The sequence below is a fragment of the Burkholderia sp. BCC0419 genome (assembly GCF_902830285.1).
Classification (GTDB): Bacteria; Pseudomonadota; Gammaproteobacteria; order Burkholderiales; family Burkholderiaceae; genus Burkholderia.
This window is the reverse complement of record NZ_CADESR010000009.1, coordinates 216,432-230,841: the sequence shown is the minus strand read 5'-3', so window position 1 is coordinate 230,841 and position 14,410 is coordinate 216,432. Positions and strand designations below refer to the sequence as shown.

Sequence of the window (14,410 nt, the reverse complement as noted above, 5' to 3'; positions counted from 1 at the left end):
GCGTGTTCCTCCGCTTACGTGAAGCTCTGCGCGAGCGAGCCGATCAGCAGTTGCCAGCCGTCGACCAGCACGAACAGCATCAGCTTGAACGGCAGCGACACGGTGGACGGCGACACCATCATCATCCCCATCGACATCAGCACGCTCGCGACGACCATATCGATGATCAGGAACGGGATGAAGACCGTGAAGCCGATCTGGAAGCCCGTCTTCAGCTCGCTCGTGACGAACGCGGGCACCAGCAGCGACAGCGGCACGTCCTCGGGGCCCTGCATCGGCGCGGCCTTCGAGATCTTCGCGAACAGCGCGAGATCGGTCTCGCGGGTCTGCTTCAGCATGAAGGTCTTGAACGGCGCGACGCCGCGCTGCACGGCCTGCTCCATCGGCATCGAGCCGTCGGAGAACGGTTTGTAGCCGTCGTTGTACGCACGGTCGAGCACCGGCGACATCACGAAGAAAGTGAGGAACATCGCGAGGCCGACGAGCACCTGGTTCGGCGGCGTCGTCGCAGTGCCGAGCGCCTGGCGCAGCAGCGACAGCACGATGATGATGCGCGTGAAGCTCGTCATCATCAGCAGCATCGCCGGCAGGAACGACAGCATCGTGAGCAGCAGCATCGTCTGCACGCTCAGCGAATAGGTGGTGCCGCCGTGCGGGCCCGGGCTCGCGTTGAACGCGGGCAGGCCGTTCGCCTGCGCGTAGGCAAGCGCCGGTGCGAGACAAAGGATCAGCACGGGCGCGACGCGCGCCGCGCGCCGCAGGAATGCGTGTTTCATCGGAATGCGAGGTCGGAAAGAGGGCGCGGCGCCATGTCAGCGGTCCTTGCCGCGACCAAGGCGTTTCGCGGCTTCGCCCGCGAGCGCGTCGCGAAACCGCGCGCCGAACGTGCCGGGCAGGCCGGCGTCGGACGCATTACCGCCGGCGGATGTGCCGGCCGAGGTCGGCCCCACGGTCGCGGCGGCCGCCGCCGAACCGGCCGGCAGCGTATGCAGCAGGCGTACGTTGCCCGGCGCGACGCCGAGCACGAGCCAGGTGTCGCCGATCTCGACGATCGTCGCGCTTTCCTTCGCGCCGAGCCCGACGCTCGACACGACCTTCAGCGGGCCGCCGCGCCGTGCGGGCTGGAAGCCGAAGCGGCGCGCGAGCCATGCGCACGCGAACACGAGGCCGATCACGACCGCGAGCCCGACGAGCGTCTGCAGCACCGCGCCGATGCCGAGCGACGGCGCGGCCGAACCGACCGTCACGCTCGACGCGATCGAACCGGCATGGTTGACCGCGTTCATGTCGGCGGCGCCGGCCGGCGCGCACGCGAGCGATGCGGCAGCGATCGTAGCCGCCGCTGCAATCGCGTTGCGCATGCGGTGGCCGGACTTCACGACGTTCACCGATTCAGCTTCCGGATACGTTCGGCCGGCGTGATGATGTCGGTCAGGCGAATACCGAACTTGTCGTTGACGACCACGACTTCGCCCTGCGCGATCAGGCAGCCGTTCACGAGCACGTCCATCGGCTCGCCGGCCATGCCGTCGAGCTCGACGACCGACCCCTGCGCGAGCTGCAGCAGGTTGCGGATCGCGATCTTCGTGCGGCCGAGCTCCACGGTCATCTTGACCGGGATGTCGAGGATCATCTCGATGTCGTTGTGCGTCGAGCTCGCCGCGGCCTTCGACAGCGGCTGGAACACGCCGGCGCCCGTCGCACCCGCCTGCACCGGCTGCTCGTTCTGCTCGGCGAGCGCGGCCGCCCAGTCGTCCATGCCCGGATCTTCGTCGGCCGCGGCCGGCGCCTTCGCGTCGGCGGCCGACGCCGCGAGGGCTGCATCGGCCATCGCCTGCATGTCGTCGTCGGGCGTCTGGTTCAGCTCACTCATATCCACCTTCCTTCATCGAATCGCTCGCGCCGATCATCTTCTGCACGCGCAACGCATATTGACCATTGAAAATTCCGTAGCCGCATTCCATCACCGGCACGCCGTCGACCTTCGCGGTGATCGTGTCCTCGATCTCCAGCGGCAGCACGTCGCCCGCGCGCAGGTTCAGGATCTTCTCGAACGTCGACGAGATCTCGGCGAGATTCGCGGTCAGCTCGACCTCGGCGGCCTGCACCTGCTGCGACAGCACGCGCACCCAGCGGCGGTCGACTTCGAGCGCCTCGCCCTGGATCGGCGAGCTGAGCACGTCGCGGATCGGCTCGATCATCGAGTACGGCATGCAGATGTGCAGCGTGCCGCCCGTCGGCCCGAACTCGATCGAGAACTGCGTGACGATCACGATCTCGTTCGGCGTCGCGACGTTCGCGAACTGCGTGTGCATCTCCGAGCGCACGAATTCGAACTGCAGCGGCCGCACGCTCTTCCATGCGGCCGTGTAGTGCTCGAACACGAGGTTCAGCAGCTTGCCGATGATCCGCTGCTCGGTGGCCGTGAAATCGCGGCCCTCGACGCGCGTATGGAAGCGCCCGTCGCCGCCGAACAGGTTGTCGACGACGAAGAACACGAGGTTCGGGTCGAACACGAACAGCGACGTGCCGCGCAGCGGCTTCACGTGCACCAGGTTCAGGTTCGTCGGGATCGGCAGGTTGCGGGTGAATTCGCTGTACTTCTGCACCTTCACCTGGCTGACGGAGATTTCCGCCGTGCGCCGCATGAAGTTGAAGATGCCGATCCGCAGCAGGCGCGCGAAGCGGTCGTTGATGATCTCGAGGCCGGGCATCCGGCCGCGGACGATTCGCTCCTGCGTCGCGATGTTGTAGGGGCGGACGCCCGATGTGTCGCGCTGCTCGTCGACTGCATCGGTTTCGCCCGTGACGCCCTTGAGGAGGGCATCGACCTCCTCCTGGGACATGAACTCCTGGTGACCCATACGCGCTCCTTTCGCGGCCGCGTTACTGGACGACGAACTCGGTGAACAGGACGTCGTCGACCTTCGCGCGCTGGTTGCCCGGCTGCGTCGGCTGCTCGATCAGGTCCCGCAGCTCGGTCGCGAGCGAACGTTTGCCGTCCGGCGTCGCGAGTTCCTCGGGATGCTTGTTCGACAGCGCGAGCAGGATCCGGCTGCGGATTTCCGGCATCCGCGCGGTCAGTTGCTCCTGCGCCTTCGGGTCGGTGAGCTTCAGCGACAGGCCGACGCGCAGGTAATGCTGCGCGCCGTCGTCGGACTGCAGGTTCACGGTCAGCGGGTCGAGCGCGAAGAACACCGGCGCGGCCAGCGGCGCCGGCTCGGCGGGCGCGCTCGCATGGCCGACGCCTGCCTTGCTCAGGAACACGTACATGCCGCCGGCGGCGGCAGCAGCCGCGCCCAGCGCGATGACGGCGATGAGCGCGATGCGCTTGAACTTGCCGGACGAAGCCGGCTTGTCGGCGGTCGGGGTTGCAGTCGTGGCCATGTGAATGCGTGCGTGATGTCTCGTAGCATGCATTGTTCGGCATCCGGGCCGAGGCCGATGGGCGGAAAAGAGGGGGGAATTGCGGCTATCTCAGCCGATTGTCCCGATGGTCGGCCGGGCGTCGGCGCGGTATCGGCTCGATGCCGGGCAGGAACGGCGGGGAAAACGGTCAGGCGGGAGGCGGGGGCGGAGCGCGGCCGGCGGGAACCGGGCCGTCAGACGGAGCGGGCGGGCAGAATGGCAGGGCGGGCAGCGGTGCCCGCCCCTCGGGTGTCAGATCGGCAGCAGCGACAGCAGCGGCGCGATCAGCACCATCGCGACGCCCGCGATCATCATCGTCAGGCTGGACACGACGCCTTCCTCGTTGCCGATCTCGCGCGCCTTCGCGGTGCCCACGCCGTGGGCGGCCGCGCCGAACAGCGCGCCGCGCGCGAGCCGCGTGCGCATCGGCACGAGCGCGAGCACCAGTTCGCCGAGCAGCATTCCGCAGATGCCGGTCGCGATCACGAAGAGGGCCGTAAGGTCCTTCGGCGCGTGGATCTTGTCCGACACGGCAAGCGCGAACGGCGTCGACACCGAGCGCGTCATCAGCGAGCGCTGCAGCTCGGGCGACAGGTGCAGCAGCTTCGCGAGCAGCAGCGACCCGCATACGCCTGCGCTGATCCCCACCGCGACGCCGACCGACAGCGACAGCCAGTGGCGGCGGATCAGGTCACGATATTCGTAGATCGGCACCGCGAACGCGATCGTCGCCGGGCCGAGCAGCCACATCAGCCAGCGCGTGTCGCGGAAATAGACCGAATATGGGATGCCCGTCAGCAGCACGAGCAGCACCAGCACGCCCGGCACGAACACGAGCGGCGAGAACAGCAGCGTCTTCCTGTACGCGTAGAGCCGCTTCGACGCGAAATACAGCACGACCGTCAGCACGAAGCAGCCGACGGAGATCGCAGTATTCACGCGGTCGGCGGGCAGGTTCGATAGCGCAGCGAGCATGGGCGGCTCCGGCTCAGTGCGCGACGGCGCTCAGGCGCATCCGGCGGCGCTCGGCGAACACGCGCTGCACGGCGAGCCGGCGTTCGAGCTTCGCGGCGAGATCGACCGCCACGGCCACCGCGACCATCACGAACGCGGTGCCGGCGAGCATCACCAGCGCGATGCGCCAGCCGTCCTCGCGGAACAGCCCGCCGTATTGCACGGCCGCGACGGCGGCCGGCACGAAGAACAGCAGCATGTCGGACAGCAGCCAGTTCGCGCCGTCCTTGACCCACGCCGGCGCGACGCGGCCCGAGAACAGCAGCACGAGCAGCACCGCCAGGCCGATCACGCCGGACGGAATCGGCAGCCCGACCTTGCGCACGGCCCAGTCGACCGCCATCCACAGCACGCCGAGCGCGGCGGCCTGCAGCACGATCCGGCCCGTGTGCGCGAGGCTGCCCGAAGCGGCAGGGCGGGCGGCAGCAGTAGCGGTCGGCTTGTTCATGGCGGGGCTCCATACAGATGTTTCTGTCAATGGCGCAAGTATAGGGTTTCCCCTAACCATAAATAAAATGACTTGTCTCTATCCTTGTCATTCCAATTCGGAATTCGTTTGAGTGTTGCTGCACCAATCTGGGGAGTGTTCGATGGAATTGCGCGCGCTGCGGTACTTCGTCGAGGTGGTTCGCCAGCAGAGCTTCACCGCGGCGGCCGACAAGCTGTTCGTCACGCAGCCGACCATCAGCAAGATGGTGAAGGCGCTGGAAGACGAGATCGGTTCGCCGCTGCTGCTGCGCGACGGCCGCCAGATGGTGCTGACCGACGCCGGGCGGATCGTGTTCCAGCGCGGCCAGGACGTGCTCGCCGCGCAGGCGCAGCTGCAGTCGGAGTTGAACGATCTCGGCACGCTCGGGCGCGGCGAGCTGACGATCGGCATTCCGCCGCTCGGCGGTTCGCTGTTCACGCCGATCATCGCCGCCTACAAGCAGCGCTATCCGAACATCGAGCTGAAGCTGTTCGAGCAGGGCGCGCGGATGATCGAGGCCGCGCTGACGTCGGGTGAGCTGGAACTCGGCGGGCTGCTGGAGCCGGTCGATCCCGGCACGTTCGAGCGGCTGCCGATGGTGCGCGCGCCGCTGTGGCTCGTCGCGCCGCGCGAGTCGCGCTGGGAGGACCACCCGACCGTGCCGCTCGCGGATCTCGCGCGCGAATCGTTCGTGTTCTACGCGGAAAGCCTCGCGCTGCACGATGCGGTGCTCGATGCGTGCCGGCAGGCCGGCTTCACGCCGTCGATCGTGAGTCGCAGCGGCCACTGGGATTTCATGGCCGCGCTCGTGCATGCGGGCGTCGGCATCGCGCTGCTGCCCGAGCCGTATTGCCGGCGGCTCGACGCGGGCCAGTTCACGTGCCGGCCGATCGTCGAGCCGGAAATCACGTGGGCGATCGCGCTCGGCTGGCTGAAGAAGGGCTACCTGTCGCACGCGGCGCGGGCGTGGCTCGACGTCGCGCGGGCGACGCTGCCGCTCGCGCCGGCCGACGATCTGGCGTTTGGGGGATTGCGGGCGAGGGGGTGAGGGGCGCCCGGCCGGGCGATGAAGCGAACGGCGAAACAAAAAAGGCGGCCATAATGGCCGCCCGTCGTGACCTCAATGCCCCATCGCCGGCCCCGCGCCCTTCTTCGGCTTCGTGATCCACACGAGCGCCGCGAGCGCGATGAACATCACCGCCGACAGGTGGAAGAAGTCGTTGGTCGCCATCATGAAGCCCTGCTGCGTGACGAGCTGATTAAGCTGCGCATTGGCCGTCTGCCCGACGATGCCGAGCTGCGCGAGCGCGCCCTGGTAGTCGGTCGTGTTCTGCGCATAGACGCTCACCGATTCCGACAGCCGCGCATGATGGTAGATCGCGTCGTTCTCCCAGAACGTCGAGCTGGCCGCGGTGCCGATCGCGCCGGACAGCGTGCGCAGGAAGTTCGACAGCCCCGACGCGCTCGCGAGCCGCTCGTCGGAAATGCTCGACAGCGTGATCGTCGTCATCGGCACGAAGAAGCACGCGACGCCGATGCCCTGCACGAGCCGCGGCAGGATCACGTGGTTGAACGGCACGTCGAGCGTGAACGTCGCGTTCCACAGCGACACGCCCGCGAACACGATGAACGCGAAGCTCGCGACCATCCGCAGGTCGAGCCGGTGCATGTTGCGGCCGATCAGCGGCGACAGCACGAGCGCGAGCAGCCCGACCGGCGCGGTCGCGAGGCCGGCCTTGCCGGCCGTGTAGCCCATCACGGTCTGCAGCCACAGCGGGAAGATCACGACCGAGCCGAAGAACGCCATGAAGCCGAACGAGATGATCAGCGCGCCGAGCGCGAAATTGCGGTCCTTGAACAGCGACAGGTCGACCACCGGCTCCTTCTCGGTCGCCTCCCACACGAGCATGAACGCGAGCGACACGACCGCGATCAGCGCGAGCGCGACGATGAACGTCGAGTTGAACCAGTCGCGGTCCTTGCCGAGGTCGAGCACCATCTGCAGGCACGACACGCCGATCACGAGCAGCGCGAGGCCGATCGCGTCGATCCGCTGCTTCGACGTCTTCGTCTCGCGGCCGCGCAGCAGGAAGTACGCGCAGGTCGCCGAGAACACGCCGATCGGCAGGTTGATGTAGAAGATCCACGGCCACGTGTAGTTGTCGCTGATCCAGCCGCCCAATAACGGGCCGAAGATCGGCGCGACGATCACCGTCATCGCCCATAGCCCGAGCGCGAGCCCGCGTTTCGCGGGCGGGTAGCTGCGCATCAGGATCGTCTGCGACAGCGGCACCATCGGCCCCGACACGAGGCCCTGCAGCAGCCGGAACGCGATCAGCGTCTCGAAGTTGGTCGCGAGGCCGCACAGCGCCGACGCGATCGTGAACGCGAGCACCGACAGCGTGAACAGCCGCACCTCGCCGACCCGGCGCGCGAGCCAGCCGGTGAGCGGCACCGCGATCGCGGACGCGACCGAGTACGACGAAATCACCCACGTGCCTTCGCTCGTCGCGACGCCGAGGCTGCCCGAGATGGTCGGCACCGCGACGTTCGCGATCGACGTGTCGAGCACTTCCATGAAGGTGCCGAGCGCGAGCCCGACGGTCAGCAGCGCGAGCGCGCCGCCGGTCAGCGGCGCGGGTGCGGCAGCGGGGGAGGGGGCGGATGCCGTGGTGGCGGACATCGGAATCTCCTAGACGCGGCGCGTACGACGCGCCGGCACAACGCACGGGCGCGCGACGCAGCGCGGCCCGGCCGGATGGAATGAAAAAGGGAAAAAACGGAGCGCGTGCCTCGTCATCTTCTGCCCAGACAGAGAAATAAGCGGATGTTTAACCTAGACATGAGGGGCTCCGCGCGCATCAGCAGTCGGGTTCGTCGGGCTTCGGGCAGCCGGTCGAACCAGGCCCGTTGGCGATGAAGCGCTGCAGCAGGCCGGTGAGCGTCGCGAGTTCGTCGGCCGAGAAGCCTTCGAGCTGCGCGTTGAGCACAGTCGCGACCAGCGACGGCAGCGCGCGGGCGGCTTCGACGCCGCGCTCGGTCAGCGTCAGCTCGATCATCCGGCGGTCCTGCTCGCTGCGCGCGCGAGCGATCAGCCCCTTGCGTTCGAGCCGGTCGAGCATGCGCGTCATCGAGCCGCTGTCGTACGACATCTTGCGCGACAGTTCGAACGGCGTGCGCGCGTAGCCGCGCGACAGCAGCAGGATCACGCCGATCTGCTGCGCGGTGAGGTCGAGCGGCTCGAGCGCGCGATCCATCCGCTCGACGAGCGCCTGCTTCGCCTTCGACAGGTAATAGCCGAGGCTCGTTTCCAGCGCGATGTTCTCGGGATCGTAGAGGCCGCCGATCATACTTGCGCGCGCAGCAATAGTGCGTTTCGGGTTAAAACGCGCCCAGTATCTTGAAAAATGATTGCTTAGTCAATATTATTTGAGTCAACCAGTTACGACGTGCATGTTGCACTGCCGGAGACTATGTTCTGACCGATTGGCCCGCGCTGCCGGGCACCCCGAGGATGTTCGCGATGCTGTTCCTGAAAAATGCCGCCGGCGCGCTGCGCCGCAACCTGACCGATACCGCTCATCATGTGTTCTCCGGGCCGCACCGCGGCTGGAAGATCGCGCTGTACGTGACGATGCTGGTCGTGCCTGGCGGCTCGCTCGCGGCGCTCGGGTTCGCGTGGTTCGATCATCGCCGGCAGCGCAACGCGAAGGGTGCCGCCCGCCGCACGAGCCAGCCGGCCGCGACGGAGCCGTCGACATGGCGGGCCGCCGCCGAACCCGTCCCGGTGCCCGTGCGCTGCCACTGATGCCGCACCGCTCGCGTCCTCCACACGATCCCGCCTGATCGCCGGCCGCGTCACGCGCGGCCGGTGTCGTACGCCCATTCGCATGCCCGTTTTCCCGCAAGCAAGCCGTAATGGCCGGTAAACCGGCCGGCCGCGCCGGTAACACATCCGGGCCACCGCGCACCGTACCCTTAGGGCTGCGCGGCTTTCCCGCCGTCAGTTACCATTTGTCCGCCAGCGGCATGACGACCGCATCGCGCGGCGCCGCTCGCCGGCCGCCACGCCCAGACAGGAAAACCACCATGCCGTACGCCTCCCTCCCGCGCGCCGTTCGCCCGCTGAGCGCCGCCGTCGCCATTGCGACGGCCGTGCTGCTCGCCGGCTGCGCCGTGGGGCCCGACTATCACCGGCCCGACACGTCGATCCCCGCCGCCTTCAAGGAAGCGCCGGCCGGCTGGAAAGTCGCGCAGCCCGCCGATCGCGCCGACCGCGGCGCGTGGTGGACGGTCTACAACGATCCGCAGCTCGATGCGCTGATCGGCAGGCTCAACGCGTCGAACCAGACCATCGCGCAATCGGCGGCTGCCTATCGGCAGGCGCGTGCGCTCGTCACCGAGGCGCGCGCCGCGTATTTCCCGACCGTCGGGCTGACCGCATCGGGCTCGCGCGCGCGGACGCCGCGCACGTCGCTGTCGTCGGGCTCGTCGTCGAATTTCGGCAGCGGGTCGACCGGGTCGATCAACAACAGCTACAGCGTCGGCCTCGACGCCAGCTGGGAACCCGACCTATGGGGCAAGGTGAGCCGCACCGTCAGCGCGCAGCGCGCGGGTGAAGCGGCCGCCGCGGCCGATCTCGCGAACGCGCGGCTGTCGCAGCAGGCGCTGCTCGCGCAGACCTATTTCCAGTTGCGCACGTCCGATGCGCTGCAAAAGCTGCTCGACGACACCGTGAAGTCGTACGAACGATCGCTGCTGCTCACGCAGAACCAGTACGCGCAGGGCGTCGCCGCGCGCGCGGACGTGATCCAGGCGCAGACGCAGTTGCAGAGCGCGCAGGCCGCGCAGATCGACAACGGCGTCGCCCGCGCGCAGTACGAGCATGCGATCGCGACGCTGATCGGCGAACCGGCGTCGACCTTCTCGCTGCCGCCGAACCCGCTCGCGGCCGAGCCGCCGATCACGCCGGTCGACGTGCCGTCCGCGATCCTCGAGCGCCGGCCCGACATCGCGGCGGCCGAGCGCCGCGCGGCGGCCGCGAACGAGCAGATCGGCGTCGCGATCGCCGCGTTCTTCCCCACCCTGACGCTGTCGGCCACCGGCGGCTTCCAGAGCTCGGTGTGGTCGCAGCTGTTCACGCTGCCGGCGCGCTTCTGGACGGTCGGCCCGCAGCTCGCGGCCACGCTGTTCGACGCGGGGCTGCGCGCCGCGCAGACCGACGCCGCACGCGCGACCTACGACCAGGACGTCGCCGCCTATCGCCTCGCGGTGCTCACCGCGTTCCAGGACGTCGAGGACAACCTCGCGTCGCAGCGCATCCTCGCGCAGGAAATCGACGTGCAGCGGCAGGCCGTCGACAGCGCCGAGCACGCGCTCGCGATCGTCACGAACCAGTACAAGGCCGGCACGGTCGCGTACCTGAACGTGCTGACCGCGCAGACCACCGCATTCACCGCGCAGCAGAAGCTCGCGACGATCGCCGGGCAGCGGATGGTGTCGTCGGTCGGGCTCGTGAAGGCGCTCGGCGGCGGCTGGAATGTATCGGAGATGGCGCGCGAGAACGGCGACATGGCGGCGCCTTTGCCGGCGTCCGGTGCGGCCGCGCCCGCGGCCACCGCACCGTCGGCCGTCGCGCCGCTCGCGCAGAAGTAGGAAGGGAAGCGGGCGACGCGCGCAATCAGCGCTGCGCGTCGCCGAAGATCAGCGAAACCTGGTTGTTGCCGATCGGATGCCCAAGCAGGTTCAGCAGCCCGGCGAGGTTCGCCTGCTGCTCGGGCGCCGCATGCGCGGTCCCGCGGAACGATCCCTGGCCGGGGCCGAAGCTGCCGTGCCCGTCGAGGAACAGCGGGCCCTGCGTCGTCGACAGGTCGAGATCGGCGCCCGCGCCCTTCGCCTGCAATACCGCGCGGTACGAACCGAGCGGCTTCACGCGCGACACGCGCGAACTCATCGAATCGATCGTCACCGTCAACTGGCCGAACGCGTTGTTGCCGAACAGCCGCCAGTCGCTCCAGCCGAGCCGCACGTCGCCCTGCAGGTCGAGCGTGTTGAACGGCGTGCCGAGCCCCGCGAGCAGCGAGGCGGGCACGGCCATCGTGCCCGCCGACAGCACCGCGCCGCGCCACGTCGCATCGAGCGTGACCGCATCGGGCATCGCTTCCGTCTGCCGCATGCGCATCTGCACGCGCCCGGTCAGCAGCGGCCAGAAGTGCGTGGTCCATTCGACCCGGCCCGGCAGCAGCGTCGCCGCGCTCTGGTCGGCACCCGGCGCGAGCATCAGCGTGCCCGAGCCGTGCCACAGCGACCCGTCCGGATCGACGAGATTCACGTGGCCGCCGGTCGCACGCGCGAACTGCGGCGCGATCCACGCGGCCGGCGCGAGTGCGACGAGCGTCACAGCGGTCGCCAGGCCGCCTGCCAGCACCCACGGCAATACGGCGACGAGCCGCCTTGCCCACGGCCGCATCGGCCGACCTTCGTTTGCGTCATCCACTGCCGTCATCTATTTCTGGACGGAAGGTTGCATCACGGCCGTCAGGTCCACCTGGCCGTCGTCCTTCAGCGCCGTGGCATGCGCTTCGCCGACCTGCACCTTGAACTGCCGGCGCGCATCGTCGAGCCACTGCGTCCATGCCGGGAACGACACGTTCTTCATCTGGATCTGCACGCCGTTGCCGACGATCTGCACCTGCGCGCCCTGCAGCCCGTGATCGGACAGCGACGCGGTCAGCGCGTCCTTCAGCGCGAGGCCGGTCGGCGCGACGCCCTGCGCGGCGGCCGCGAGCGACTTCGCCTCGTTCGCCTGCGCGGTCATCTGCGCGAGTTCCTGACGCATCGTCGGCAGCTCGCGCTGGATCCGCGCGCGGCCTTCCTGCGCGGGCGACCACAGCACCGAATACGCGATTGCGATTGCCAGCACGGCGCCGCCCCAGCCGAGCAGCGTCTTCTCGCGCGGCGAGCGCTCGCCCCAGAACTGGGCCAGCGTCTGGTTCAGTTGTTCGGTTTTCATGAGCGGCTCCGGATCGTCCATTTGCCCGTGTTGCTGTCGACTTCGCCGGACAGTCCGTTACGCGCGAGGCGCTGCGTGAAATCGGGATCGACCTTGACCTCCGGCTTGAAGCCGACGTCGAGCCGCCGGTCGTGATAGTCGAGCGACGCGATGCCGTTCAGCGGCAGCGCGCCCATCGAGCGCGACAAGCCGCTCGACAGCGCGAGGAAATCATTCGGCGACAGCTCGCCGGCCGCGAGGCGCAGCTGGTCGAGCTGGCGCTGCATCTGCGCGGGCGGGTCGAGCACGGTGGTCGTCTTCGGGAACGCGGACAGGAGCGTCTCGGTGATCTGCGCGGACAGCGCATCGCGCTCGCGCGACAGCTTCCACCAGTGCAGGTTCATCCCGATCACCGCGACGCCGAGCGTCGCCGCGGCGAGCGCGATCGGCACGCGCAGGCGCTTGAGCGTCGCGCGGTCGAAGCGCCACGGCTGCGATTCGAATTCGAACTGGCACAGATCGAATGGCTCGGTCAGCGCCCGGCGCGCGAACGTGTCGAACGACAGCGGCGCGGCGCCCGCCAGCAGCGGCGCGTCGGTGCGGCTGACCGACGCGAGCCGCGGCTCCGCGCCCGGTTCGCCGAGTTCGTACAGTTCGATGTCACCGCCGCCGGCGAGCGCGGCCAGCGTGCCGGCCGCGCGCGACGCGGGCGCCGCGAAACCTTCGCCGAGCGCGCCGCGCGCGACCGCCAGCTCGAGGCGCGGCGCACCGGCCGCGGCCGGCAGCGCGCCGGCTTCGACGAGCACCGGTTCGACCGCCGTCGCAAGCCCGAGCACCGCGGCGACCGTCGCCGGGCGGGCGGGCAGCTCGGCCGCGACCGCGGCAAGCGGGGCGGCGTCGAGGGCCTCGCCGTCGGCCGGTACGGCGGATGCCGCTTCGGCCGGCGCGTGCGGCGCCGGCAGGCAGCGGGTCGCGGGCACCGCGCTCAGGTGCCGGTGGCCGGCCGCCATGAACGCGTCGCAGATCGTGCGGAACCACGCGCGATCGACGACGGCCAGCACGCGGCGCCCGTCGGGCAGCGCGGCCGGGTCGAGCGCGATGTGGCAGCCGAGCGGATCCTGGATCAGCTGATCCTCGACGATGTTGGGCAGCGCCTGGCGCAGCTTCGGCCCCTTCAGCGGCGGCACGGTCGCGGCCAGCAGCAGCACGTCGCGCGCGGCGACGATCAGCACCGTCGCGTTCGCGCGCGGCAGCAGCGCGAGCGCGGCGCGGCCCGCGCGCTGCACCTGGCCGGCCTTGTCGACGAGCGTGAACGGCAGCTCGGGCCACTGCCATTCCTGCAACGGCACGGCAGGCTCGCGCGGCGGCAAAGAAACAATCAACGTGCTCACAAGAGCTCCTCTCCCGATTGGCGTCGTTATAGCTGGTCGCGGATGCGCACGACCCGCGTCGAGTGCGTGGTCGGATCACGATACACGAGCGAGGTGCGGTCGACCTCCGCGCGTTCGTGCTGGATCCGGCCGTGCACGATGAAATAGCTCGAATTGACGTCGACGAGGCTCGAGTCGATCGTCACGTTCGGCGGCGCGCCGGCGCCGCGCAGCGCGAGCTGCACGTCGCCGACGTTCCGGAAAAATACCGTCTCGCGGCGCGACACGAGCGCCTGCGCGGACGACACGCTCATCCCCGGCACCAGCGCCGCGATCACTTCGGCCGGCGCGGTGTTCATGTTCACGGGCGTCGTGGTCGGCAGCACGGTGACGAACGGGCGCAGCCGCGCGACCATCTCGGGCGTCACGCCGTCGACGTCGAGCAGGCTGCCGACGCGCGTCATCATCAGCGGCGCGGGCCCGCGGTCGCCGCCGGCCATCCCGGGATCGTCGGTGAAACCGCTGCCCTGCATGTCGCCGCTCGTCACCGGTGCGGTCGCGGCGGTCGCGGCGGTCCCGCCGCCGCCGGGCAGGTTCGGCATCTGGAACCGCGTGGCCGAGTGCAGCAGGCCAGCGCGCACCTGCAGCGCGATGCGCTTCGCGAACGCGGCGTCGTAGCCGAGCGTCGTCAGCAGGCGCTGGAACGCCTGCATCTGCGTGACGTTCAGCTGCAGCACGCCGGGCGCCGGCGACGACACGAGGTTGCGCAGGTTGAACTTCGCCTGCGCGTCCTCGATCGAGCCGGAGATATAGGTGTCTTCGCCGCCGCTATCGTTGGGTGCGCCGATCCGGCCGAGGAAATCCGACAGCTTCGTCTTCGCGATCGGCACGCCCCAGATCCCGCCGAGATACGTGATGCCGGGCGCCGTGTCGCCTTCGGAGCGCAGGATCATCCGGGTCCAGTCGAGCGCGCCGCGCGCGATCCACTGCGCCTGCGCGATCGTGCGCTGGTTCTCGATGCGGCGGATCTGCACCTGCTGGCGCCACAGCATCCCCGACACGAGGATCGCCGACAGCGCGACCACGAGCAGCGCGGTGATGATCGCGGCGCCGCGCTGGCGGCGGGCAGGCAGTCGGCGGGAAGGGCGCGCACGCATC

The 14,410-nt window shown here is 69.3% G+C and carries 16 protein-coding genes; 3 read left to right on the top strand and 13 right to left on the bottom strand.

Annotated elements, in window-relative coordinates; all coding sequences use genetic code 11:
- Positions 1 to 14 precede the first annotated feature (14 nt).
- The 7 genes from fliP to HWW87_RS30555 form a co-directional block, all read right to left on the bottom strand.
- Entirely contained in the window at positions 15 to 776 is a 762-nt protein-coding gene (gene fliP, locus HWW87_RS30585) for a flagellar type III secretion system pore protein FliP (RefSeq protein ID WP_059580391.1), read from the bottom strand.
- A gap of 36 nt (positions 777 to 812) precedes the next feature.
- Positions 813 to 1,388: a flagellar biosynthetic protein FliO gene (fliO, locus tag HWW87_RS30580; protein ID WP_175823417.1), complete on the bottom strand. Its 576-nt coding sequence runs from the start codon at positions 1,386 to 1,388 to the stop codon at positions 813 to 815.
- Complete coding sequence (gene fliN / locus HWW87_RS30575; protein WP_175823416.1) at positions 1,385 to 1,873, bottom strand: flagellar motor switch protein FliN; 489 nt, start codon at positions 1,871 to 1,873, stop codon at positions 1,385 to 1,387. Before fliN ends, fliO begins: the two co-directional genes overlap by 4 nt.
- Entirely contained in the window at positions 1,866 to 2,864 is a 999-nt protein-coding gene (fliM, locus tag HWW87_RS30570) for a flagellar motor switch protein FliM (RefSeq protein ID WP_174389746.1), read from the bottom strand. The genes fliN and fliM overlap by 8 nt, the downstream gene beginning before the upstream one ends.
- A gap of 22 nt (positions 2,865 to 2,886) precedes the next feature.
- Positions 2,887 to 3,387, bottom strand: a complete 501-nt coding sequence (fliL, locus tag HWW87_RS30565) for a flagellar basal body-associated protein FliL (RefSeq protein ID WP_175823415.1) — start codon at positions 3,385 to 3,387, stop codon at positions 2,887 to 2,889.
- A 273-nt stretch (positions 3,388 to 3,660) separates the two neighbouring features.
- Positions 3,661 to 4,383 carry an LrgB family protein gene (locus tag HWW87_RS30560; RefSeq protein WP_175823414.1) on the bottom strand — a complete coding sequence of 241 codons (723 nt, stop codon included), beginning with the start codon at positions 4,381 to 4,383 and terminating at the stop codon, positions 3,661 to 3,663.
- 13 nt (positions 4,384 to 4,396) lie between these two features.
- Entirely contained in the window at positions 4,397 to 4,870 is a 474-nt protein-coding gene (locus HWW87_RS30555; RefSeq protein ID WP_174433866.1) for a CidA/LrgA family protein, read from the bottom strand.
- Between the two features lie 142 nt (positions 4,871 to 5,012).
- Here HWW87_RS30555 and HWW87_RS30550 point away from each other — a divergent pair, with 142 nt between their 5' ends.
- Complete coding sequence (locus tag HWW87_RS30550; RefSeq protein ID WP_175823413.1) at positions 5,013 to 5,939, top strand: LysR family transcriptional regulator; 927 nt, start codon at positions 5,013 to 5,015, stop codon at positions 5,937 to 5,939.
- A gap of 72 nt (positions 5,940 to 6,011) precedes the next feature.
- Here HWW87_RS30550 and HWW87_RS30545 read toward each other — a convergent pair whose 3' ends face one another.
- Together HWW87_RS30545 and HWW87_RS30540 are read right to left on the bottom strand one after the other, a co-directional pair.
- Positions 6,012 to 7,574, bottom strand: coding sequence for a DHA2 family efflux MFS transporter permease subunit (locus tag HWW87_RS30545; protein ID WP_175823412.1), 1,563 nt, complete (start codon positions 7,572 to 7,574; stop codon positions 6,012 to 6,014).
- A gap of 178 nt (positions 7,575 to 7,752) precedes the next feature.
- Complete coding sequence (locus HWW87_RS30540; protein ID WP_175823411.1) at positions 7,753 to 8,241, bottom strand: MarR family transcriptional regulator; 489 nt, start codon at positions 8,239 to 8,241, stop codon at positions 7,753 to 7,755.
- A 173-nt stretch (positions 8,242 to 8,414) separates the two neighbouring features.
- Here HWW87_RS30540 and HWW87_RS30535 point away from each other — a divergent pair, with 173 nt between their 5' ends.
- Positions 8,415 to 8,699, top strand: a complete 285-nt coding sequence (locus tag HWW87_RS30535) for a multidrug ABC transporter ATPase (protein WP_175823410.1) — start codon at positions 8,415 to 8,417, stop codon at positions 8,697 to 8,699.
- A gap of 281 nt (positions 8,700 to 8,980) precedes the next feature.
- Positions 8,981 to 10,546, top strand: coding sequence for an efflux transporter outer membrane subunit (locus HWW87_RS30530; RefSeq protein ID WP_175823409.1), 1,566 nt, complete (start codon positions 8,981 to 8,983; stop codon positions 10,544 to 10,546).
- A 25-nt stretch (positions 10,547 to 10,571) separates the two neighbouring features.
- Here HWW87_RS30530 and HWW87_RS30525 read toward each other — a convergent pair whose 3' ends face one another.
- The 4 genes from HWW87_RS30525 to gspK are packed head-to-tail and all read right to left on the bottom strand — an operon-like array spanning position 10,572 to position 14,409.
- Positions 10,572 to 11,360 carry a type II secretion system protein N gene (locus HWW87_RS30525; RefSeq protein WP_175823447.1) on the bottom strand — a complete coding sequence of 263 codons (789 nt, stop codon included), beginning with the start codon at positions 11,358 to 11,360 and terminating at the stop codon, positions 10,572 to 10,574.
- Between the two features lie 36 nt (positions 11,361 to 11,396).
- The gene (locus HWW87_RS30520) at positions 11,397 to 11,903 is read right to left on the bottom strand and encodes a type II secretion system protein M (protein ID WP_175823408.1); all 507 of its coding nucleotides are present in this window, start codon (positions 11,901 to 11,903) and stop codon (positions 11,397 to 11,399) included.
- Positions 11,900 to 13,273, bottom strand: a complete 1,374-nt coding sequence (gene gspL / locus HWW87_RS30515) for a type II secretion system protein GspL (RefSeq protein ID WP_175823407.1) — start codon at positions 13,271 to 13,273, stop codon at positions 11,900 to 11,902. The genes HWW87_RS30520 and gspL overlap by 4 nt, the downstream gene beginning before the upstream one ends.
- Before the next feature lie 26 nt (positions 13,274 to 13,299).
- Positions 13,300 to 14,409 (bottom strand): type II secretion system minor pseudopilin GspK, encoded by a 1,110-nt coding sequence (gene gspK / locus HWW87_RS30510; RefSeq protein WP_175823406.1) that lies wholly within the window; start codon positions 14,407 to 14,409, stop codon positions 13,300 to 13,302.
- Between the last annotated feature and the right edge of the window lies 1 nt (position 14,410).

What these genes read in the sequence shown, in the direction of transcription:
- fliP (WP_059580391.1), bottom strand. Translation starts at nt 776, where the DNA reads ATGAAACACGCATTCCTGCGGCGCGCGGCGCGCGTCGCGCCCGTGCTG.
- fliN (WP_175823416.1), bottom strand. Translation starts at nt 1,873, where the DNA reads ATGAGTGAGCTGAACCAGACGCCCGACGACGACATGCAGGCGATGGCC.
- fliM (WP_174389746.1), bottom strand. Translation starts at nt 2,864, where the DNA reads ATGGGTCACCAGGAGTTCATGTCCCAGGAGGAGGTCGATGCCCTCCTC.
- fliL (WP_175823415.1), bottom strand. Translation starts at nt 3,387, where the DNA reads ATGGCCACGACTGCAACCCCGACCGCCGACAAGCCGGCTTCGTCCGGC.
- HWW87_RS30560 (WP_175823414.1), bottom strand. Translation starts at nt 4,383, where the DNA reads ATGCTCGCTGCGCTATCGAACCTGCCCGCCGACCGCGTGAATACTGCG.
- HWW87_RS30555 (WP_174433866.1), bottom strand. Translation starts at nt 4,870, where the DNA reads ATGAACAAGCCGACCGCTACTGCTGCCGCCCGCCCTGCCGCTTCGGGC.
- HWW87_RS30550 (WP_175823413.1), top strand. Translation starts at nt 5,013, where the DNA reads ATGGAATTGCGCGCGCTGCGGTACTTCGTCGAGGTGGTTCGCCAGCAG.
- HWW87_RS30545 (WP_175823412.1), bottom strand. Translation starts at nt 7,574, where the DNA reads ATGTCCGCCACCACGGCATCCGCCCCCTCCCCCGCTGCCGCACCCGCG.
- HWW87_RS30540 (WP_175823411.1), bottom strand. Translation starts at nt 8,241, where the DNA reads ATGATCGGCGGCCTCTACGATCCCGAGAACATCGCGCTGGAAACGAGC.
- HWW87_RS30535 (WP_175823410.1), top strand. Translation starts at nt 8,415, where the DNA reads ATGCTGTTCCTGAAAAATGCCGCCGGCGCGCTGCGCCGCAACCTGACC.
- HWW87_RS30530 (WP_175823409.1), top strand. Translation starts at nt 8,981, where the DNA reads ATGCCGTACGCCTCCCTCCCGCGCGCCGTTCGCCCGCTGAGCGCCGCC.
- HWW87_RS30525 (WP_175823447.1), bottom strand. Translation starts at nt 11,360, where the DNA reads ATGCGGCCGTGGGCAAGGCGGCTCGTCGCCGTATTGCCGTGGGTGCTG.
- HWW87_RS30520 (WP_175823408.1), bottom strand. Translation starts at nt 11,903, where the DNA reads ATGAAAACCGAACAACTGAACCAGACGCTGGCCCAGTTCTGGGGCGAG.
- gspK (WP_175823406.1), bottom strand. Translation starts at nt 14,409, where the DNA reads ATGCGTGCGCGCCCTTCCCGCCGACTGCCTGCCCGCCGCCAGCGCGGC.